Origin of the sequence: Cryobacterium sp. TMT2-10 (genome assembly GCF_004403075.1) — a bacterium.
Classification (GTDB): domain Bacteria; phylum Actinomycetota; class Actinomycetes; order Actinomycetales; family Microbacteriaceae; genus Cryobacterium; species Cryobacterium shii.
Genome location: NZ_SOGW01000028.1, coordinates 20,928 through 37,307, shown reverse-complemented (window position 1 = coordinate 37,307; position 16,380 = coordinate 20,928). Strand labels below are relative to the sequence as shown.

The window sequence follows — 16,380 nt, the reverse complement described above, 5'->3', positions numbered from 1 at the left end:
ATGCGCGTGAAGGTTGGCATCAGGCGAGAACGTCTGCAGGGTGAGCGCCGCGTCGCGGCCACCCCCGAGACGGTGACCCAGCTCACGGCCCTCGGACTCGAGGTTCTGGTCGAGTCCGGTGCGGGCTCCGAATCCGGGCATCCCGATGGCTCGTACACGGATGCCGGCGCCACCGTCGTTCCCGAACTGGGCCTCGGCGAGCTCGACGTGTTCTGCCACGTGCGCCCCCTCAGCCCCGACCTCGTCGGCGGCCTCCGTTCCGGCACGATCACGATCGGCCTGGCCTCCCCCGCCTCCGAGCTTCCCACCGTCGCCGCACTGGCCACCGCGGGCGTCACCTCGTTCGCCCTCGAGCTGGTGCCGCGCATCTCCCGCGCCCAGTCGATGGACGCCCTGACCTCCCAGGCCCTCGTCTCCGGCTACCGCGTGGTGCTCGAGGCGGCCATCCGCTTCCCCCGATTCTTCCCGCTCTACATGACCGCCGCCGGCACGATCCCGCCGGCGCGCGTGCTCGTGCTGGGCGCGGGCGTCGCCGGCCTGCAGGCCATCGCCACGGCCAAGCGCCTTGGCGCCCGGGTCTCCGCGTACGACGTGCGCCCGGCCTCGGCGGACGAGGTGACCTCGATGGGCGGAACCTTCATCACCCTCGACCTGGACGCCGTGGAAGGCACCGGCGGGTACGCCCGCGAACTCAGCGAGGATCGGTCGGTGCGACAGCGGGAACTGCTGGCGCCCCACGTGGCCGCCGCCGACGTGCTGATCACCACGGCCGCCATCCCGGGCCGCCCGGCCCCGCTGCTCGTGACGCAGGACATGGTCACGGCCATGCGGATGGGCTCGGTCGTGATCGACCTTGCCGCCGAGACCGGCGGCAACGTCGAGGGCGTCGTCGCGGGGCGGGACACCCAGGTGCCCACCCGCACCGGGGACGGCACCGTCACCCTGGTCGGAATGAAGGACGCACCCTCGACGATGCCCGCCGACGCGTCCCGGCTCTTCGCCAAGAACGTGGCCAACCTGCTCGCCCTGATGACCGAAAGCGGCACGGTCTCCCCCGATTTCACGGACGAGGTCGTTGCCGGGGCCTGCCTGACGCACCGCGGCACGATCCGGCACGAGCCGACGGCCACGGCCCTGACAGGAGAACAACACTGATGGATCCGATCACTTTGCTGACAGTCGTCGTCTTGGCGGTCTTCGTCGGCTTCGAGGTCGTCTCGAAGGTGTCCAGCACCCTGCACACCCCCCTGATGAGTGGCGCCAACGCGATCCACGGCATCATCCTGATCGGCGCCATCACGGTCGCCGGCCAGACCCTCAACCTCTGGCTCCTGACGGTCGCTCTAATCGCCGTGGTTCTGGCCACCGCCAACCTGGTCGGCGGCTTCGTCGTCACCGACCGGATGCTCAAAATGTTCGCGCCGCGCAAACCGGCCGGCGCCGACACGAAGGATGCCACGAAATGAGCCTTCTCTCGCCGGAGTGGACCAGCATCCTCTACCTGATCGCCGCGGTCTGCTTCATCCTCGCCCTCAAGGGGCTCTCCTCGCCGAAGACCGCCCGCCGCGGCAACCTGATCGGTGCCGCCGGTGCGCTCCTCGCCGTGATCACCGTCTTCCTGTCGGCCCGGCTCGACAACATCCCGGCCATCCTGATCGCCATCGCGGTCGGCTCGGCGATCGCCGCCCCGATCTCTCGGCGCGTGGAGATGACGCAGATGCCCCAGCTGGTCGCCCTGTTTAACGGGGTCGGCGGCGGCGCCGCGGCGCTCGTCGCGGTGCTCGAACTCGGCAACAGCGAGGGCCCCTGGGTCAAGGTCGCCGTGGTGTTCACCATGCTCGTCGGCGCGGTCTCCTTCTCCGGCTCGGCCGTCACGGTCGGCAAACTGCAGGGCCTGATCAGCTCGCGGCCGCTCATCTTCCCCGGCCTCGCCGTCGTGATGGGTGCCATCGTTCTGGCGGCTCTCGTGGCCGGCGGCTTCGTCGTCGCGACGGGCGCGACCGGATGGGCCATCGCACTCCTTCTCCTGGGACTCCTGGTCGGCGCGCTCCTGGTGCTGCCGGTCGGCGGTGCGGACGTGCCGATCGTGATCTCCCTACTGAACGCCTTCACCGGGCTGGCAGTCGCGGCTTCCGGCATCGTGCTGGGCAACCTGCTGCTCGTCGTGGCCGGCACCCTCGTCGGCGCCAGCGGAACGATCCTGACCCGCGCCATGGCCTCCGCCATGGGCCGCGGCGTGAGCGGCATCCTGTTCGGTGCCTTCAAGGGCGGCTCGACCGCCGGATCGACCGCGCAGAGCGACCGGCCGGTGCGCAGCTCGAACCCCGAAGACGTCGCGGTGCTGCTCAACTACGCCCAGCGCGTGGTCATCGTGCCCGGCTACGGCCTGGCCGTCGCGCAGGGCCAGCACACCATCGCCGAGCTCGCCACCACCCTCGAGGCGCGCGGCGTCGAGGTGGTCTTCGCCATCCACCCGGTGGCCGGCCGGATGCCCGGGCACATGAACGTGCTGCTGGCCGAGGCGAACGTGCCCTACGAGTCGCTCAAGGAGATGGCCGAGGTCAACCCGGAGTTCAAGAACACGGATGTCGCCCTCGTCGTCGGCGCCAACGACGTGGTCAACCCCGCGGCGAAGACCTCGCCCGGCTCACCCATCTACGGCATGCCGATCCTGGATGTCGGCGAGGCCCGGCAGGTCGTGTTCCTCAAGCGGTCCATGCGCCCCGGCTTCGCGGGGATCGAGAACGAACTGCTGTTCGACCCGAAGACCACGCTGCTGTTCGGCGACGCGAAGGACTCCCTGACGAAGATGCTGAGCGCGGTCAACGCGCTCTGATCAAACGTGCTCGGGTCGGCGCTGTAGTGTTCAGACAGGAGCCGAACCCGAGCGGGTCCGCCGAGGGAGAGCCATGACGACCAGATGGGCGAGATTCGTCCGTGGCTGGCTCACGGCATCCGTCGCCGTTCTCGTCGCCGCCCTGTCCCACGTCGCGGCGGGCGGGAACGCGCCCGGCCTGCTCAGTGCCGCCCTCGCCCTCGCCTTCGCCGGCATGGCGTCGGTGTTCCTGGCCGGCAAGAGCCTGTCCCTGCTGCGCCTCACACTGTCCGTCGGCGTCAGCCAGCTGCTGCTGCACGTGCTGTTCGGACTCGGCGGCACCTCCGGCATGACCATGACGAGCTCCCACCACCACGGCGCCGTGACCGTGGCCGCCGACGCCGCGGCCCGGCCTCTGATGGCCGCCGAGGGCATCCTGCCCGACAGCGCCTGGATGTGGGTGGGGCACGGCCTGGCCGCCCTCGTCACGATCGTGGCGCTCTACCGCGGCGAGAAGACCTTCTGGGCGCTCCTCGCCGAAGCCACGAACCACCTGACCCGGGTCCTGATCCGGACCCTCGCGCCGGTCGCGATCCAGACGGATGCCGCGACCGTGCGACCCGGCTTCGGCGGAGTCTTCGTGCCGGCCGACCTCGGCGTGCTGCTCGGGAGCGTGCTGCGGCGCGGCCCGCCGGCCCGCGCCCTGAATCCCTGACCCGCCGCTCGGCCTGACTCGAACGACCCCGTTCGCGACCCGGTGTGGTCCCGGCGTTCACGCGCGCCTTCACGCACCCACCTCGACGACCGGAGTAATTCGATGACGCACGCCCCCCGACGACGCCCGGCAACGGCGGTATTTCTCACCCTGATCGTGATCGCCCTCTCCGTTTTCAGCCCGGCGGCGCCGGCGGCGACCGCTCACGACCAGGTCCAGTCGACCGTCCCGGCCGACGGGGAACGCCTCGACGTCGCGCCATCGACGGTCACCATCCGCTTCACCGACGAGATCCTCGAGATCGGTGCGATCGTGCTGGTCGTCGACAGCGAGGACCGCAACTGGGCCGAGGGCGAGATGCGCCTCGACGGGCCGGAGGCCACGCAGGCACTCGCGGCGGGGATGAAGGACGGCGCCTACCAGGTGCGCTGGCGGGTCGTGTCGGCGGACGGGCATCCGGTGTCGGGGGCGTTCGCCTTCTCGATCGGAACGGCGGCGCCGTCCGAGCCGGGCGCGGGCGCGACCGCGGCCCCGAACCCGTCGACCGGCCCCGGCGCTGCGTCCGACGCCGACGCCGACCAGTCGGATGCTGCGGGCCTCCCGCTCATCGCGGTCGGACTCATCGGGGCCGGCGGCGGCCTCGCCGCCTTCGCCCTGTTCGCCGCCTGGCGCGCCAAACGCCGCAAAAACACCTGAAACACCTGAAACACCTGAAACACCTGCAACACATCACCCTTCCCATCGGCTTGTTTCCACACCAGGAGAACCACTCATGAAGATCACCTCCACCCCCACCCGTCTCGTCGTTGCCGCCGCCGCGTTGCTGCTCACCCTCTCGGGCTGCGCCGGCACGGCCGAGACGCCGGCGCCGGCAGCCGACACGACGCCGGAGGGAAGCTCCCTGACCATGACGGATGCCTGGGTCAAGGCCGCAGACAGCGGCATGTCCGGCGCCTTCGGGCTGCTCGAGAACTCCGGGGCGGAGGACGTCACCGTCACCTCCGCCGGGTCACCGGCGGCACCCATGCTCGAACTGCACGAGACCGTCGCCAACGACGCCGGCGACATGATCATGCAGAAGAAGGAGGACGGCTTCGTCATTCCCGCCGGCGGTTCGATCGAGCTCGCGCCCGGCGGCAACCACATCATGTTCATGGGGCTCGCCGCCCCCCTCGCGGCCGGCGACGACGTCACCGTCACGCTCAACCTGTCCGACGGCTCGAGCTTCGTCTTCACGGCCCCGGTCAAGGACTACACGGGCGCGAACGAGACCTATGAGGGTGGCAACGCCAAGTGAGTGACGGACGGCAGGAACAGCCCGACCCGGCGCGTCGGCGCCTGAGCCGGCGGCACCTCCTCCTGGGTGGTGCCGCCGCCGGCATCGGCGCGGCCGGTGCCGTCGCCCTCGACCTCGCCGTCAAGGCCGGCGCCGCCGCTCCGGCGCGCACGGCCGAGCCGATGGTCAGCGGGTCGGACACCGTGCCGTTCTTCGGCGCGCACCAGGCGGGCGTGGACACCGCCCCGCAGGCGCACGCCAGCTTCGTCGCCCTGGTCCTCCGAGACGGGGTCGATCGCGCGGGGCTGCGGCGGATGATGCGCATCCTCACCGACGATGCGGCCCGCCTGACCCAGGGGGACGCCGCCCTGGCCGACTCCGAACCCGAACTGGCCGTCGTTCCAGCCCGGCTCACGGTCACTTTCGGCTTCGGGGCCGCCTTGGTGGCCCGGGCCGCCGGGACCGCCCCCGGCTGGCTGAAACCACTGCCCGCGTTCACGGTCGACCGGCTCGAGCCGGCCTGGACCGGCGGCGACCTGCTGCTGCAGATCGCCGCCGACGATCCGATGACGATCGCCCACGCCACCCGGATGCTGCTCAAGGACGTGCGCTCCTTCGCGAGCGTGCACTGGGTGCAGCCGGGATTCCGCCGCTCAGCCGGCTCGGAGAAGCCCGGCACGACCATGCGCAATCTGTTCGGCCAGGTCGACGGCACGGCGAACCCCGTGGTCGGCACGGACGACTTCAGCGCCCTGGTCTGGGGCCCGGCCGACAACCCCGCCTGGCTCACGGGCGGCACCGGCTTCGTGCTGCGCCGGATCAGCATGGACCTCGACAAGTGGGACAAGCTCGACCGGTCCGGACGTGAGTCCGCGGTCGGGCGCACGCTCGCCACCGGAGCGCCGCTGACGGGAACCAGGGAGAAGGACGTGCCCGATTTCGCGGCGACCACCGCGCTCGGGTTCCCGGTGATCCCCGAATACTCCCACCTGCGTCGGGCCCGGTCGGAGGACAGGAGCCAGCGCATCCATCGCCGAGGGTACAACTACGACGACACCCCCACCGGAACCGCCGTCTCCAATTCCGGGCTCCTCTTCGTGTCCTTCCAGGCGGACGTTGACGCGCAATTCGTGCCGATCCAGCAGCGCTTGGACACCCTCGACCTGCTGAACCAGTGGATCACCCCGATCGGCTCGGCCGTGTTCGCCATTCCGCCCGGCTGCGCGGCCGACGGCTTCATCGGCGACACCCTGCTGTGAGTGCTCATCGGGCCCGGCCGGCGCCCCGGGCGGAGGGCGCCGGGCCCATCGGGGCACATCGGGCCGGCCGCGTAGACTAGGCCAGTCTTCAACCCGCAATGAAAGAGGTCGCCGCGTGGCCAACGCCCAGGCATCACACTCCGTCGGTACCCGCTACTGGAGCGTGCCGATCGTGCGCGCCGCACTCGCCTTCGTGCCGGCAGCCGCCATCACCTTCAACGCGAACCACTCGGCGCAGTTCGGCCTGGTCGTGTTCGGCGCCTTCGCGCTGGTCAGCGGCGTGGCCGTCGGCCTGCTGAGCCGCCGCACTCTCACGGATGCCCGCGAGCGATCGCTGTTCCTCCTGCAGGGCGTGGTGGGCATGGCGGCCGGCGCGCTCGCGCTGGCCTTCAACGCCGGCGGGCTCGGCTTCTTCCTCTACCTCGTCACGGTCTGGGCGGCGGTGACCGGTTTCCTCGAGCTGTACAGCGGCATCCGTGCCCGGCGGCGCGACCCAGGTGACCGCGACTGGCTCGTGGTCGGCGCGTTCACCGCCGTGCTCGCACTGGTCTTCCTGCTGCTCCCGCCCAACCCGGTCGTGTCGGTCGGTCTGCTCGGCGCGTACCTCGTGATGCTGGGCGTCTACCTCGTCATCGCGGGGCTCTCCCTCAAGTGGGCGTCCACGCCAGATCCCCGCACGCTCACGGCCTCACCCAACGATTCGGACACCCTGTGACCCAGAACACCCCGCGCAAGCCCGGCCGCTCCGCGCTGATGACGCCCAAGGAGACCTTCGGTTTCTCCGGCGTGATGGCCCTGTTCCTGGGGCTCGTGGTGCTGATGAGCACCCGCGACGTGCTGCTCGCGCTGTTCGGCACCGCCGTGACGTTCGTCGTCGTGCTCGGAGTGATCCTGGTGCTGATGCGCGCCATGAAACCGAACAGCGCCGAGCAGACCGACACCGACGGCGAGACCCACGGCTTTAACCTCAACCCCTGACCTGCGGCGCCGCGCGGGAGCTGCGCCGCTCCGCGGGTGGCACGCCACCCGCGGAGCGGCGACCCGCTACGGCAGGTAGTCGAGCAGTGGGTCCGCGAGGCCCACGTAGCCTGCGGGCGTGAGCTCGAGCAGGCGCGCCTTGGCGGCGTCGCCGATCTCCAGGCCGGTCACGAACGCGACCAGGTCGTCCCGGTTGATGCGCTTGCCGCGGGTGAGTTCCTTGAGCAGGGCGTACGGATCCTCGATCGACGAGCGGCCCGCCGACACCTCGGCCCGGATGACGGTCTGGATCGCCTCGCCGAGGATCTCCCAGTTCGCGTCGAGGTCCCGGGCCAGGGCGTCCCGGTCGATGTCGATCTCGCCCAGACCCCGCACGATGTTGTCGAGGGCGAGCAGAGAGTGCCCGAAACCGACGCCGATGTTGCGCTGCGTGGTCGAGTCGGTCAGGTCGCGCTGCAGGCGCGAGGTCACCAGCGTTGCCGCGAGCGAGTCGAGGATCGCGCTGGAGAGCTCGAGGTTCGCTTCGGCGTTCTCGAAGCGGATGGGGTTGATCTTGTGCGGCATGGTCGATGAGCCCGTGGCTCCGGCCTGCGGGATCTGACGGAAGTAGCCCAGGGAGATGTAGGTCCAGACATCCGTGGCCAGGTTGTGCAGCACCCGGTTGACGTGGGACATGCGCGAGTAGAGCTCGGCCTGCCAGTCGTGGGACTCGATCTGGGTGGTCAGCGGGTTCCAGGTCAGGCCGAGACCCTCGACGAACTCGCGAGAGACGGCCGGCCAGTCGACGGCGGGATCGGCCGCGACGTGGGCGGCGAAAGTGCCGGTGGCACCGCTGAACTTGCCCAGGTACTCGCTGTTCTCGACCTGCTTCGCCAGGCGCTCGAGACGGTAGACGAACACCGCCAGCTCCTTGCCGACCGTGGTGGGCGTGGCCGGCTGGCCGTGGGTGTGGGCGAGCATCGAGTCGGCCCGGTAGTCGAGGGCGCGCAGGCGCAGGGCCCCGATCACGGCGCGGAACTTGGGCAGCCAGACCTCACGCACGGCGTCACTCACGGTCAGTGCGTAGGAGAGGTTGTTGATGTCCTCGCTGGTGGCGGCGAAGTGGGTGAGCTCGCTGATGTGGTCGAGTCCGAGCGTGGTCAGGCGGCGACGCACGAGGTATTCGACGGCTTTCACATCGTGCCGGGTGGTGGCTTCCAGCGTGGCGAGTTCATCGATCTCGGCCTGGCCGAAGTCGGTGACCAGGGCGCGCAGGGACAACTTCTGCTCGGGCGTCAGCGGCACGGAACCGAACAGGCTGCGGTCGGTGAGCGTGATCAGCCACTCGACTTCGACCTGCACGCGAGCCCGGTTGAGGCCGGCCTCTGACAGGTACTCCCCCAGTTCGGTGACGGCGGCGCGGTAGCGGCCATCGAGTGGGCTGAGGACCTGGGGCGGTAACGGACTCATCGGACTCCCTGTCGGATTGCGGGTGCAAGTTGCGCGAAGAGCGCTTCATTTGCGCTCTCAATCATGCCAAGAACCGTGTCAAAAAATGCATCGTCGGAATAGTACGGGTCCGGCACGTCCCGCAGGCCGGCCTGGGCCGGGTCGAAACTGAGCAGCAGGCGCACCTTGCTGCGGTCCCGGTCGGTGGCGGCCCAGTTGCGGAGGATCCGTTCCTGCCCCCGGTCGAGCACCACGACCAGGTCGAGGTCGTCGAACCAGGCCGGGTCGAACTGGCGTGCCCGGTGATGGCTCCCGTCGTAGCCTCGCTTGGCCAGGGCGGTGATCGTGCGGATGTCCGCCTGCTCGCCCACGTGCCAGTCACCGGTGCCGGCGGAACTGGTGGTGATCAGCCGGCCCAGGCCGGAACGCGTGACCAGGTCACGCAGCATGACCTCGGCCATCGGCGAACGGCAGATGTTCCCGGTGCAGACGAAGACGATCCGGAACGGCGTCGATTCGTCCGGTGTGATCGACGCGAAAGCCATACCTCCATTGTGTTGCACCCGCCACCCCTCCACAGCCGTCCGCCGGTCGTACATTCCGTGAACTTGCGGGTGGACCCCGCCCGGCCACCGGGAGGTGGCACGCTCGCTGGCAGCATCGTCGCGACGGGGGTGCAGGGAGGAGGGCCGTGTTCGGTTCAGACGGCACGTTCATCAGCGACTCCGGCCTGCCGGCTCGCTTGGCCGAGCTCCGGGAACGACGGATGCTGCTCCGCGCCCTGCGGGACGACGTCGAGATCGCCGCCCGCTCCCTGGCGCCGACCGACCTGACCGGGTCCTGGCGGTCCGCGGCGCAGCGCGGCTACGCCGAGCGGCGCAGCGAACTCGCCGGGGAACTCCACCGGGCCGCCCGCCACCTGGAGGACGCCCTCGCCGCGGTGGCGGCGGAGATCGAGGAGGTCCAGGTCGTCCTGGCCGCGGCGTCGACCCGGACCCCGGGGGCTCCGTGACGGGGCTTCCGGCGACCCCGGCGACCCCGGCGGCGGACGAGGATCCCGCGGCCACCCTGATCGTGTCCGGCGGGGGCACCACCCTCGTGGCCACGGATGTGCTGCTGGCAGAGGCGTCGTGGCTGCGTGCGCTGCAGGCCGACGCCGAGGGGTGGCAGGCGCGGCTGGCGGGCATCCGTGCCCTGGACTCCGCGCCGGCGCCGTCCCCGGCCTGGACGGGCGGCGAAGCGGCCGGCTGCGTCTTCGGGGTCGGCCGGGCCATCGACCGGGTGGCGGAGCACAGCCGCCACCTCGCCGACTCGCTCATCGCCGCCGCGGAGGGGTACGGCGAGGCGGAACGGCGGAGCGAGCGCGTCGCCCGTGCGGGCGGCGTCTGGCTGGGATTCACGCTCGGCCGGCTGGCGCCGTTCCTGGCGCTGGCCGCCCTGCCGGCACTGACCAGCGGCGCTGCCGGATTCCTGCTCGGCAGCCTGCTCACCGGGGCGCGGCCCGGCGACGGCCCGGCGACGGCGGCTGGCTGGTTGCGGGCGAATCCGCGCGCGCTGACCGACCCCGTCGTGGTCGCGGCGGTGCGGGTGCTCGTGTCCTCGGTGGATGACGCGGCGGTCGGAGCCGCGGGTCTGCCCTATCCGGTCTCCGCCCTGCTCGGGGACGAGGGCCTCGGCCTGCTCGGTGTGGCCACGTCGGCGGCGGGGGTGCGGGCGCTGTCCCGCCCGCTCGGCCTGTTCCGGGAGACGCCGGTGTCGGTGGTGCCCGTGCCGGTGGTGCCCGTGCCGGTGGTGCCCCTGGGCGGGCCGGGAGTGGCCGGGCAGCGGCCCGCGACCCGGGCGACGCCTCCGCCCGCCGGGTTCGCCGACCTGGCCGACCGCATCCCGTCGGTGTCCGAGGACGGCTCCCAGGTGCGCATCGAGCGGTACGGCAGCGCCGAGAGCCCGTCCTGGGTGGTCTACATCGGCGGCACGGTGGAATGGAGCCCGGTCGCCGCGGAACAGCCCTGGGACCTCACCTCCGACCTCTCCGCCGTCGCCGACCAGGACTCCGGCTCCTACCGGGCGGTGGTGCAGGCCATGCGGGAGGCCGGGGTGCGGCCGGCGGACCCGGTGATTCCGGTGGGCCACTCGCAGGGCGGCCTCGTCGCCGCGCAGGTGGCGGCGTCCGGGGAGTTCAACACGGTCGCGGTCGCCACGTTCGGGGCGCCCGACGGCCAGATCACGCTGCCTCCCGGCGTGGACGCCGTGACGGTCGAACACTCCGACGATCTGATCCCGGCGCTGGGCGGCACGCCGGGTGCCGAGGATGATCGCCTGCTCGTGCGGCGAGAGGTGTTCGCGGGGCGGGAGGTGCCGCCGGATCAGCCGCTGCCGGCCCACGCCCTCACCGCCTATCGGGCCACCGGGCGGCTGATGGACGAGTCCCCGGAGCCGCGCCTGCAGGAGTTTCGGGCAACCATGGCGACCGTGGTCGGCGCGGAACCGGGACAGGCCTCCCGGTGGCGGGGCATCCGGGTGGCCGGTGAGTGACCAATGGGCGACTCGCCGGCGCCCATACGGTCTTACCGGCTGGGTCTGGCGGGCCGGAACACCAGGTTCAGCAGCCAGCTGATGATGCCCAGTACCAGGGCGCCGAGCACGCCCCACCAGAAGTCCTCGATCACGAGGCCGAAACCGATCACGTCCGTGAACCAGGCGACCAGCATCAGCAGGAGGCCGTTCACGATCAGCGAGATCAGGCCCAGGGTGAGGACGTAGAGCGGGAAGGCGATGATGCGCACGAACGTGCCGACGACGCCGTTGACGAAACCGAACAGGAGCGCGATCAGCAGGTAGCTCATGACCACGGAGAAGGTGTCGTTCGCATAGGGCTGCAGGGAAACGCCGGCGACGAGCACCGTGGTGAGCCACAGGGCGACGGCATTGAGGGTCAGCTTGAGCAGGAATCGGGCCATGCCTCCATGATGGCACCGCGCCCGGCGATGCGCAGGGCCGGCCACCGGGCCGAACGTCGCCAGCATTATGCGGCCACGCGAATATGCTCCGGCGTAGAATCGCCGAGTGAGCCCTTCAGACCAGCCCTCGGTCCGCCTGCGCCCCGAGATTGTCGCACTGCCGGCCTATCGGCAGGGACAAGCCGCCGCCACCACCGCGTTCAAACTCTCGAGCAACGAGAACCCCTTCGACCCGCTGCCCGGCGTCATCGCCGCGGTCAACTCCGAAACGGCGTACAACCGCTACCCGGATGCCTCCGCCCTGGCCCTGCGGGAACGCCTGGCCGCCCGCTTCGATCGCAGCGTCGACGAGGTGCATGTCGGGGCGGGATCGGTGGCCCTGCTGGCCCAGCTCATCCTCGCCGCCGCGGGTCCGGGCGACGAGGTGCTCTACTCCTGGCGGTCGTTCGAGGCCTACCCGAGCCTGGTCACCGTCGCCGGGGCCACGAGCATCCGGGTGCCGAACCGGGACGACCACGGTCACGATCTGCCCGAGATGGCCACCCGCATCACCGAGCGCACCCGCGTGGTCATCGTCTGCAGCCCGAACAACCCGACCGGCACCATCGTCACCGCCGACGAGTTCGAGGCCTTCATGGCGGTCGTCCCGAGGGATCTGCTCGTCATTCTGGACGAGGCATATATCGAGTTCGTCACCGATCCGGAGGCGGTCAACGGCGTGCCGCTCCTGAAGCGGTTCCCGAACCTGGTCGTGCTGCGCACCTTCTCCAAGGCCTACGGCCTGGCCGGCCTCCGCGTCGGCTACGCCCTCGGTCCCGTCGCCGTTCTGGACGGCGCCCGTGCCACCGCGATCCCGCTGTCGGTGACCGGTGTGGCCGGGGCCGCGGCGATCGCGTCACTTGACGCCACCGACCAGCTGCTGCGGCGGGTGCGCACCCTGACCGAACGCCGCGACGCGGCCTGGCGCGCGCTGACCGAACAGGGCTGGAACATCCCCGCACCGCAGGGCAACTTCATCTGGCTGCCCACCGGTGAGGAAACCACCGACATCGCCGACGTGCTTTCGGCGGTCGGCCTGATCGTGCGCCCCTTCCCGGAGGGCATCCGGATCTCGATCGGCGAGGAAGAATCTGTGGAAAAGCTCCTGGCTATCTGCTCAGACATTGTCGACGATCTACCAACGGGACACTCGGCCCGGCGGCTAGGTTAGTACGATGCCAGCGACTGAAGACGCCTCGCCCATGGTGCGACTCCTCTCCCCCGAGGGCGTCTTCGCGCCGAGCGAATCCGCCGCCGAATTCCTGCCCTACCTGGACCGGCTGACCGAGGCCGACTACCGGCGTTTCTACCGGGACATGGTGGTCGTCCGCCGATTCGACACCGAGGCCGCCAACCTGCAGCGCCAGGGCCAGCTGGCCCTCTGGGTGCCCAGCCACGGCCAGGAGGCCGCCCAGGTCGGTTCCACCCATGCGACCAGGCCGCAGGACCACGTCTTCCCCTCCTACCGGGAGCACGTCGTCGGCATGATCCGAGGACTCGACCTGGTCGACATCCTGCGGATGCTGCGCGGCGTCACGCTCGGCGGCTGGACCCCCGAAGAACACGGTAACTTCCACCTGTACACCCTGGTGCTCGCCTCCCAGACCCTCCACGCCACGGGCTACGCGATGGGCATGCAGCTCGACGGCGCCACCGCGACCGGCAACCCCGAGACCGACCAGGCCGTCATCGTGTACTACGGCGACGGGGCGTCGTCGCAGGGCGACGCCAACGAGGCGCTCGTCTTCGCGGCGAGCTACCAGACCCCGCAGGTGTTCTTCCTGCAGAACAACCACTGGGCCATCTCGGTGCCGGTCACCCGCCAGTCGCGCACCCCCCTCTACCTGCGCGCCGGCGGGTTCGGCATGCCAGGCACCCAGATCGACGGCAATGACGTGCTCGCCAGCTACGCCGTGACCGCCAAGCACCTCGACGACGCGCGCGCCGGCAAGGGTCCGGCCCTGATCGAGGCACTCACCTACCGCGTCGGCGCCCACACCACGGCGGACGACCCCACGAAATACCGCGACCCGGAGGAGCTCGCCTACTGGGTGGCCCGGGACCCGATCGTGCGGTTCCGCAGCTACCTGCGGGGCCTCGGCGTCGAACAGGAGTTCCTCGACGCCGTCGACGAGGAGGCGGAAGACCACGCCGCGGATGTGCGCCGCCGGGCCCTGGACATCCGCTCACCCGAGACGAACGTCATCTTCGACAACGTCTACGCCGAACCTCACCCCCTGATCGACGAGGAGAAGGCCTGGCTCGCCCGGTACGAAGCATCCTTCGAAGGAGGCGCCGCGTGAGCGACACGATCGAAATGAGCCCGGCCGGCACCCCGGCCGGCACCCCGGCGAGCACCCCGACCGTGGCCAACCTGCCGATGACCAAGGCGCTGAACGCCGGCCTCCGCCAGGCCATGCGGGACAACCCCAAGGTCCTGATGATGGGCGAGGACATCGGCCCGCTCGGCGGGGTCTTCCGCGTCACCGAGGGCCTTTTCGCCGAATTCGGCGACAAGCGCGTGCTCGACACCCCGCTGGCCGAGTCCGGCATCATCGGCACGGCGATCGGGCTGGCTCTGCGCGGCTACCGCCCCGTCTGCGAGATCCAGTTCGACGGATTCGTGTTCCCCGGCTTCGACCAGATCACCAGCCAGCTCTCGCGCATGCGCAACCGGCATGAGGGTGAAGTGATCATGCCCGTCGTGATCCGCATCCCCTACGGCGGCCACATCGGCTCGATCGAGCACCACCAGGAGAGCCCGGAGGCCTACTTCGCGCACACGCCGGGACTGCGCGTGGTGAGCCCGTCGAACCCCCACGACGCGTACTGGATGATGCAGGAAGCCATCCGGAGCGACGACCCGGTCATCTTCTTCGAGCCCAAGAGCCGCTACTGGCCCAAGGGCGAAGTCAATCTGGCCGAGAGCGGCACGCCGCTGCACGCCAGCCGCGTGGTGCGGAGCGGTACGGATGCCACTGTCGTCGGCCACGGCGCCATGGTGAGCGTGCTGCTGCAGGCCGCCGACCTCGCCGCGGAGGAGGGCACCAGCATCGAGGTCATCGACCTGCGGTCGATCTCGCCGATCGACTACGGCCCGATCCTCACCTCGGTCGAGAAGACCGGGCACCTGGTCGTCGCGCAGGAGGCCCACGGCTTCGTCAGTGTCGGCTCGGAGATCGCCGCCACCGTGATGGAGAAGGCGTTCTACCTGCTCGAAGCCCCCGTGTTGCGGGTCTCCGGGTTCGACACCCCGTTCCCGCCGGCCGCCGTGGAGACGCACTTCCTGCCCAGCCCGGACCGCGTGCTCGAAGCCGTCGACCGCGCCCTCGCCTACTGAGACCACCCGAGATGACCACGCAGTCCCCCCGGCAGTCACCTTTCCGGTCCAGAGTGACCGTTCCGCGGGGCACTCTGGACCGGAACGGCCACTCTCGCCTCACCAATCGCAAGGAGCTCGCTTCATGAGCGTGTCGAAATTCACCCTGCCCGATGTCGGCGAGGGTCTCACCGAGGCCGAAATCGTCGAGTGGAAGGTGGCGCCCGGCGACACCGTCGCGATCAACCAGGTGCTGGTCGAGATCGAGACCGCCAAATCGCTGGTCGAACTCCCGTCGCCCTATGTCGGCGTGGTCGGCGAGATCCTGGTGCAGCCCGGAACGACCGTCGACGTCGGAACCGTGATCATCACCATCGTCTCCGACGCCGGCACCGATGCCGAGGTGTCCGCTCCCCCGACGGGGGCGAATGAGAACGAGCTGGCCGGCGCGGCAGCGGATGCCGGTTCCACGATCTCCGACGAACCGGCCGAGAAGGCCGGCCCCGTGCTCGTCGGCCGCGGTGCCACCGCGACCATGCCCACCCGGCGGAAGCGCCACGGCAGCACCCCGGTCGCCCACGAATCGATCGCGCCGCCGCCCGTCATCGCCCCGCGCGCCGCGGCGGCGCCCCTTCCCCGGCTCCCGCGTGCGGCATCCGCCGGACCGGTCATCGCCAAACCGCCGATCCGCAAGCTCGCCAAGGATCTCGGAGTCGACCTGTCCCTGGTCGAGGCGACCGGCCCGGTCGGCGACGTGACCCGGGAGGACGTGCTGCGCGCCGCCACCCAGGCCAGCGTCTTCCGCAACATCCAGACGCCGGAGTGGCCGAGCGACCGCGAGGAGCGCATCGCCGTCAAGGGCGTGCGCAAGGCCATCGCCCAGGCCATGGTCTCCAGCGCGTTCACCGCACCGCACGTGAGCCTCTTCGTCGATGTCGACGCCACCCGCACCATGGAATTCGTCAAGCGGCTCAAGGCATCCACCGACTTCGCCGGCGTGCGGGTCTCCCCGCTGCTGATCATGGCCAAGGCCATGATCTGGGCGGTGCGGCGCAACCCCACGGTCAACTCGATCTTCACCGACGAGGAAATCGTGATCAAGCACTACGTCAACCTCGGCATCGCGGCGGCGACCCCGCGGGGCCTGATCGTGCCCAATGTCAAGGAGGCCCAGGACATGAGCCTGCTGGAACTCGCGGGCGCGCTCGAACGACTCACCCTCACCGCGCGCGACGGCAAGACCACCCCCGCCGACATGTCGGGCGGCACGATCACGATCACCAACATCGGCGTGTTCGGGATGGACACGGGCACCCCCATCCTCAACTCCGGCGAGGCCGGCATCGTCGCCCTCGGCACGATCAAGCAGAAGCCGTGGGTGGTGGACGGCGAGGTGCGCGCCCGCTTCGTGACCACGATCGGCGCGAGTTTCGACCACCGGGTCGTCGACGGGGATGTCGCGAGCCGGTTCCTGGCGGATGTCGCCAGCATCATCGAGGAGCCCGCGCTGCTCCTCGAATAGCCGGTTGAATATTTGGGAAGCCTTGCCTCACCAGTTCTTTTGCTCGCCGGTGAGGTAAGGCTTTCCACGCTG

At 70.4% G+C, this 16,380-nt stretch carries 18 protein-coding genes; 15 read left to right on the top strand and 3 right to left on the bottom strand.

The window, feature by feature from the left end; translation table 11 throughout:
- Positions 1-6: 6 nt before the first annotated feature.
- The 9 genes from E3T37_RS02940 (at position 7) to E3T37_RS02900 (ending at position 7,043) form a co-directional block, all read left to right on the top strand.
- Positions 7-1,155, top strand: coding sequence for a Re/Si-specific NAD(P)(+) transhydrogenase subunit alpha (locus E3T37_RS02940; RefSeq protein WP_134365379.1), 1,149 nt, complete (start codon positions 7-9; stop codon positions 1,153-1,155).
- On the top strand, positions 1,155-1,466 hold the full coding sequence (locus E3T37_RS02935) for an NAD(P) transhydrogenase subunit alpha (RefSeq protein WP_134365348.1): 312 nt from the start codon (positions 1,155-1,157) through the stop codon (positions 1,464-1,466). Before E3T37_RS02940 ends, E3T37_RS02935 begins: the two co-directional genes overlap by 1 nt.
- The gene (locus E3T37_RS02930; protein WP_134365347.1) at positions 1,463-2,836 is read left to right on the top strand and encodes an NAD(P)(+) transhydrogenase (Re/Si-specific) subunit beta; all 1,374 of its coding nucleotides are present in this window, start codon (positions 1,463-1,465) and stop codon (positions 2,834-2,836) included. Before E3T37_RS02935 ends, E3T37_RS02930 begins: the two co-directional genes overlap by 4 nt.
- A 73-nt stretch (positions 2,837-2,909) precedes the next feature.
- Positions 2,910-3,530, top strand: a complete 621-nt coding sequence (locus tag E3T37_RS02925; RefSeq protein ID WP_134365346.1) for a hypothetical protein — start codon at positions 2,910-2,912, stop codon at positions 3,528-3,530.
- Positions 3,531-3,632: 102 nt separating this feature from the next.
- Positions 3,633-4,226, top strand: coding sequence for a copper resistance CopC family protein (locus tag E3T37_RS02920; RefSeq protein WP_134365345.1), 594 nt, complete (start codon positions 3,633-3,635; stop codon positions 4,224-4,226).
- 76 nt (positions 4,227-4,302) lie between these two features.
- Entirely contained in the window at positions 4,303-4,827 is a 525-nt protein-coding gene (locus E3T37_RS02915) for a copper chaperone PCu(A)C (protein ID WP_134365344.1), read from the top strand.
- Complete coding sequence (locus E3T37_RS02910; RefSeq protein WP_134365343.1) at positions 4,824-6,065, top strand: Dyp-type peroxidase; 1,242 nt, start codon at positions 4,824-4,826, stop codon at positions 6,063-6,065. Before E3T37_RS02915 ends, E3T37_RS02910 begins: the two co-directional genes overlap by 4 nt.
- A 115-nt stretch (positions 6,066-6,180) precedes the next feature.
- Positions 6,181-6,780: a DUF308 domain-containing protein gene (locus tag E3T37_RS02905; protein ID WP_134365342.1), complete on the top strand. Its 600-nt coding sequence runs from the start codon at positions 6,181-6,183 to the stop codon at positions 6,778-6,780.
- A complete protein-coding gene (locus E3T37_RS02900) occupies positions 6,777-7,043 on the top strand; it encodes a hypothetical protein (protein WP_134365341.1) in 267 nt (88 codons plus the stop codon). The genes E3T37_RS02905 and E3T37_RS02900 overlap by 4 nt, the downstream gene beginning before the upstream one ends.
- Before the next feature lie 66 nt (positions 7,044-7,109).
- On the opposite strand, the gene purB is transcribed toward E3T37_RS02900, so the two are convergent.
- On the bottom strand, positions 7,110-8,492 hold the full coding sequence (gene purB / locus E3T37_RS02895; RefSeq protein ID WP_134365340.1) for an adenylosuccinate lyase: 1,383 nt from the start codon (positions 8,490-8,492) through the stop codon (positions 7,110-7,112).
- Positions 8,489-9,016, bottom strand: coding sequence for a low molecular weight protein-tyrosine-phosphatase (locus tag E3T37_RS02890; RefSeq protein WP_134365339.1), 528 nt, complete (start codon positions 9,014-9,016; stop codon positions 8,489-8,491). Before E3T37_RS02890 ends, purB begins: the two co-directional genes overlap by 4 nt.
- Before the next feature lie 146 nt (positions 9,017-9,162).
- Between E3T37_RS02890 and E3T37_RS02885 the strand changes: the two genes are divergently transcribed.
- Both E3T37_RS02885 and E3T37_RS02880 read left to right on the top strand, forming a co-directional pair.
- The gene (locus E3T37_RS02885) at positions 9,163-9,483 is read left to right on the top strand and encodes a hypothetical protein (RefSeq protein WP_134365338.1); all 321 of its coding nucleotides are present in this window, start codon (positions 9,163-9,165) and stop codon (positions 9,481-9,483) included.
- Complete coding sequence (locus E3T37_RS02880) at positions 9,480-11,003, top strand: hypothetical protein (protein ID WP_134365337.1); 1,524 nt, start codon at positions 9,480-9,482, stop codon at positions 11,001-11,003. The genes E3T37_RS02885 and E3T37_RS02880 overlap by 4 nt, the downstream gene beginning before the upstream one ends.
- A gap of 32 nt (positions 11,004-11,035) precedes the next feature.
- Here the strand turns inward: E3T37_RS02880 and E3T37_RS02875 are convergent, their stop codons facing one another.
- The gene (locus E3T37_RS02875; protein WP_134365336.1) at positions 11,036-11,428 is read right to left on the bottom strand and encodes a phage holin family protein; all 393 of its coding nucleotides are present in this window, start codon (positions 11,426-11,428) and stop codon (positions 11,036-11,038) included.
- 106 nt (positions 11,429-11,534) lie between these two features.
- Here E3T37_RS02875 and E3T37_RS02870 point away from each other — a divergent pair, with 106 nt between their 5' ends.
- The 4 genes from E3T37_RS02870 (at position 11,535) to E3T37_RS02855 (ending at position 16,308) form a co-directional block, all read left to right on the top strand.
- Entirely contained in the window at positions 11,535-12,638 is a 1,104-nt protein-coding gene (locus E3T37_RS02870; RefSeq protein WP_134365335.1) for a histidinol-phosphate transaminase, read from the top strand.
- A 4-nt stretch (positions 12,639-12,642) separates the two neighbouring features.
- A complete protein-coding gene (locus E3T37_RS02865) occupies positions 12,643-13,770 on the top strand; it encodes a thiamine pyrophosphate-dependent dehydrogenase E1 component subunit alpha (RefSeq protein WP_134365334.1) in 1,128 nt (375 codons plus the stop codon).
- Between the two features lie 14 nt (positions 13,771-13,784).
- Entirely contained in the window at positions 13,785-14,807 is a 1,023-nt protein-coding gene (locus E3T37_RS02860) for an alpha-ketoacid dehydrogenase subunit beta (RefSeq protein ID WP_134365378.1), read from the top strand.
- Between the two features lie 124 nt (positions 14,808-14,931).
- Complete coding sequence (locus E3T37_RS02855) at positions 14,932-16,308, top strand: dihydrolipoamide acetyltransferase family protein (protein ID WP_134365333.1); 1,377 nt, start codon at positions 14,932-14,934, stop codon at positions 16,306-16,308.
- Positions 16,309-16,380: the final 72 nt, after the last annotated feature.

What these genes read in the sequence shown, in the direction of transcription:
- E3T37_RS02935 (WP_134365348.1), top strand. Translation starts at nt 1,155, where the DNA reads ATGGATCCGATCACTTTGCTGACAGTCGTCGTCTTGGCGGTCTTCGTC.
- E3T37_RS02930 (WP_134365347.1), top strand. Translation starts at nt 1,463, where the DNA reads ATGAGCCTTCTCTCGCCGGAGTGGACCAGCATCCTCTACCTGATCGCC.
- E3T37_RS02925 (WP_134365346.1), top strand. Translation starts at nt 2,910, where the DNA reads ATGACGACCAGATGGGCGAGATTCGTCCGTGGCTGGCTCACGGCATCC.
- E3T37_RS02920 (WP_134365345.1), top strand. Translation starts at nt 3,633, where the DNA reads ATGACGCACGCCCCCCGACGACGCCCGGCAACGGCGGTATTTCTCACC.
- E3T37_RS02915 (WP_134365344.1), top strand. Translation starts at nt 4,303, where the DNA reads ATGAAGATCACCTCCACCCCCACCCGTCTCGTCGTTGCCGCCGCCGCG.
- purB (WP_134365340.1), bottom strand. Translation starts at nt 8,492, where the DNA reads ATGAGTCCGTTACCGCCCCAGGTCCTCAGCCCACTCGATGGCCGCTAC.
- E3T37_RS02890 (WP_134365339.1), bottom strand. Translation starts at nt 9,016, where the DNA reads ATGGCTTTCGCGTCGATCACACCGGACGAATCGACGCCGTTCCGGATC.
- E3T37_RS02875 (WP_134365336.1), bottom strand. Translation starts at nt 11,428, where the DNA reads ATGGCCCGATTCCTGCTCAAGCTGACCCTCAATGCCGTCGCCCTGTGG.
- E3T37_RS02865 (WP_134365334.1), top strand. Translation starts at nt 12,643, where the DNA reads ATGCCAGCGACTGAAGACGCCTCGCCCATGGTGCGACTCCTCTCCCCC.
- E3T37_RS02860 (WP_134365378.1), top strand. Translation starts at nt 13,785, where the DNA reads ATGAGCCCGGCCGGCACCCCGGCCGGCACCCCGGCGAGCACCCCGACC.
- E3T37_RS02855 (WP_134365333.1), top strand. Translation starts at nt 14,932, where the DNA reads ATGAGCGTGTCGAAATTCACCCTGCCCGATGTCGGCGAGGGTCTCACC.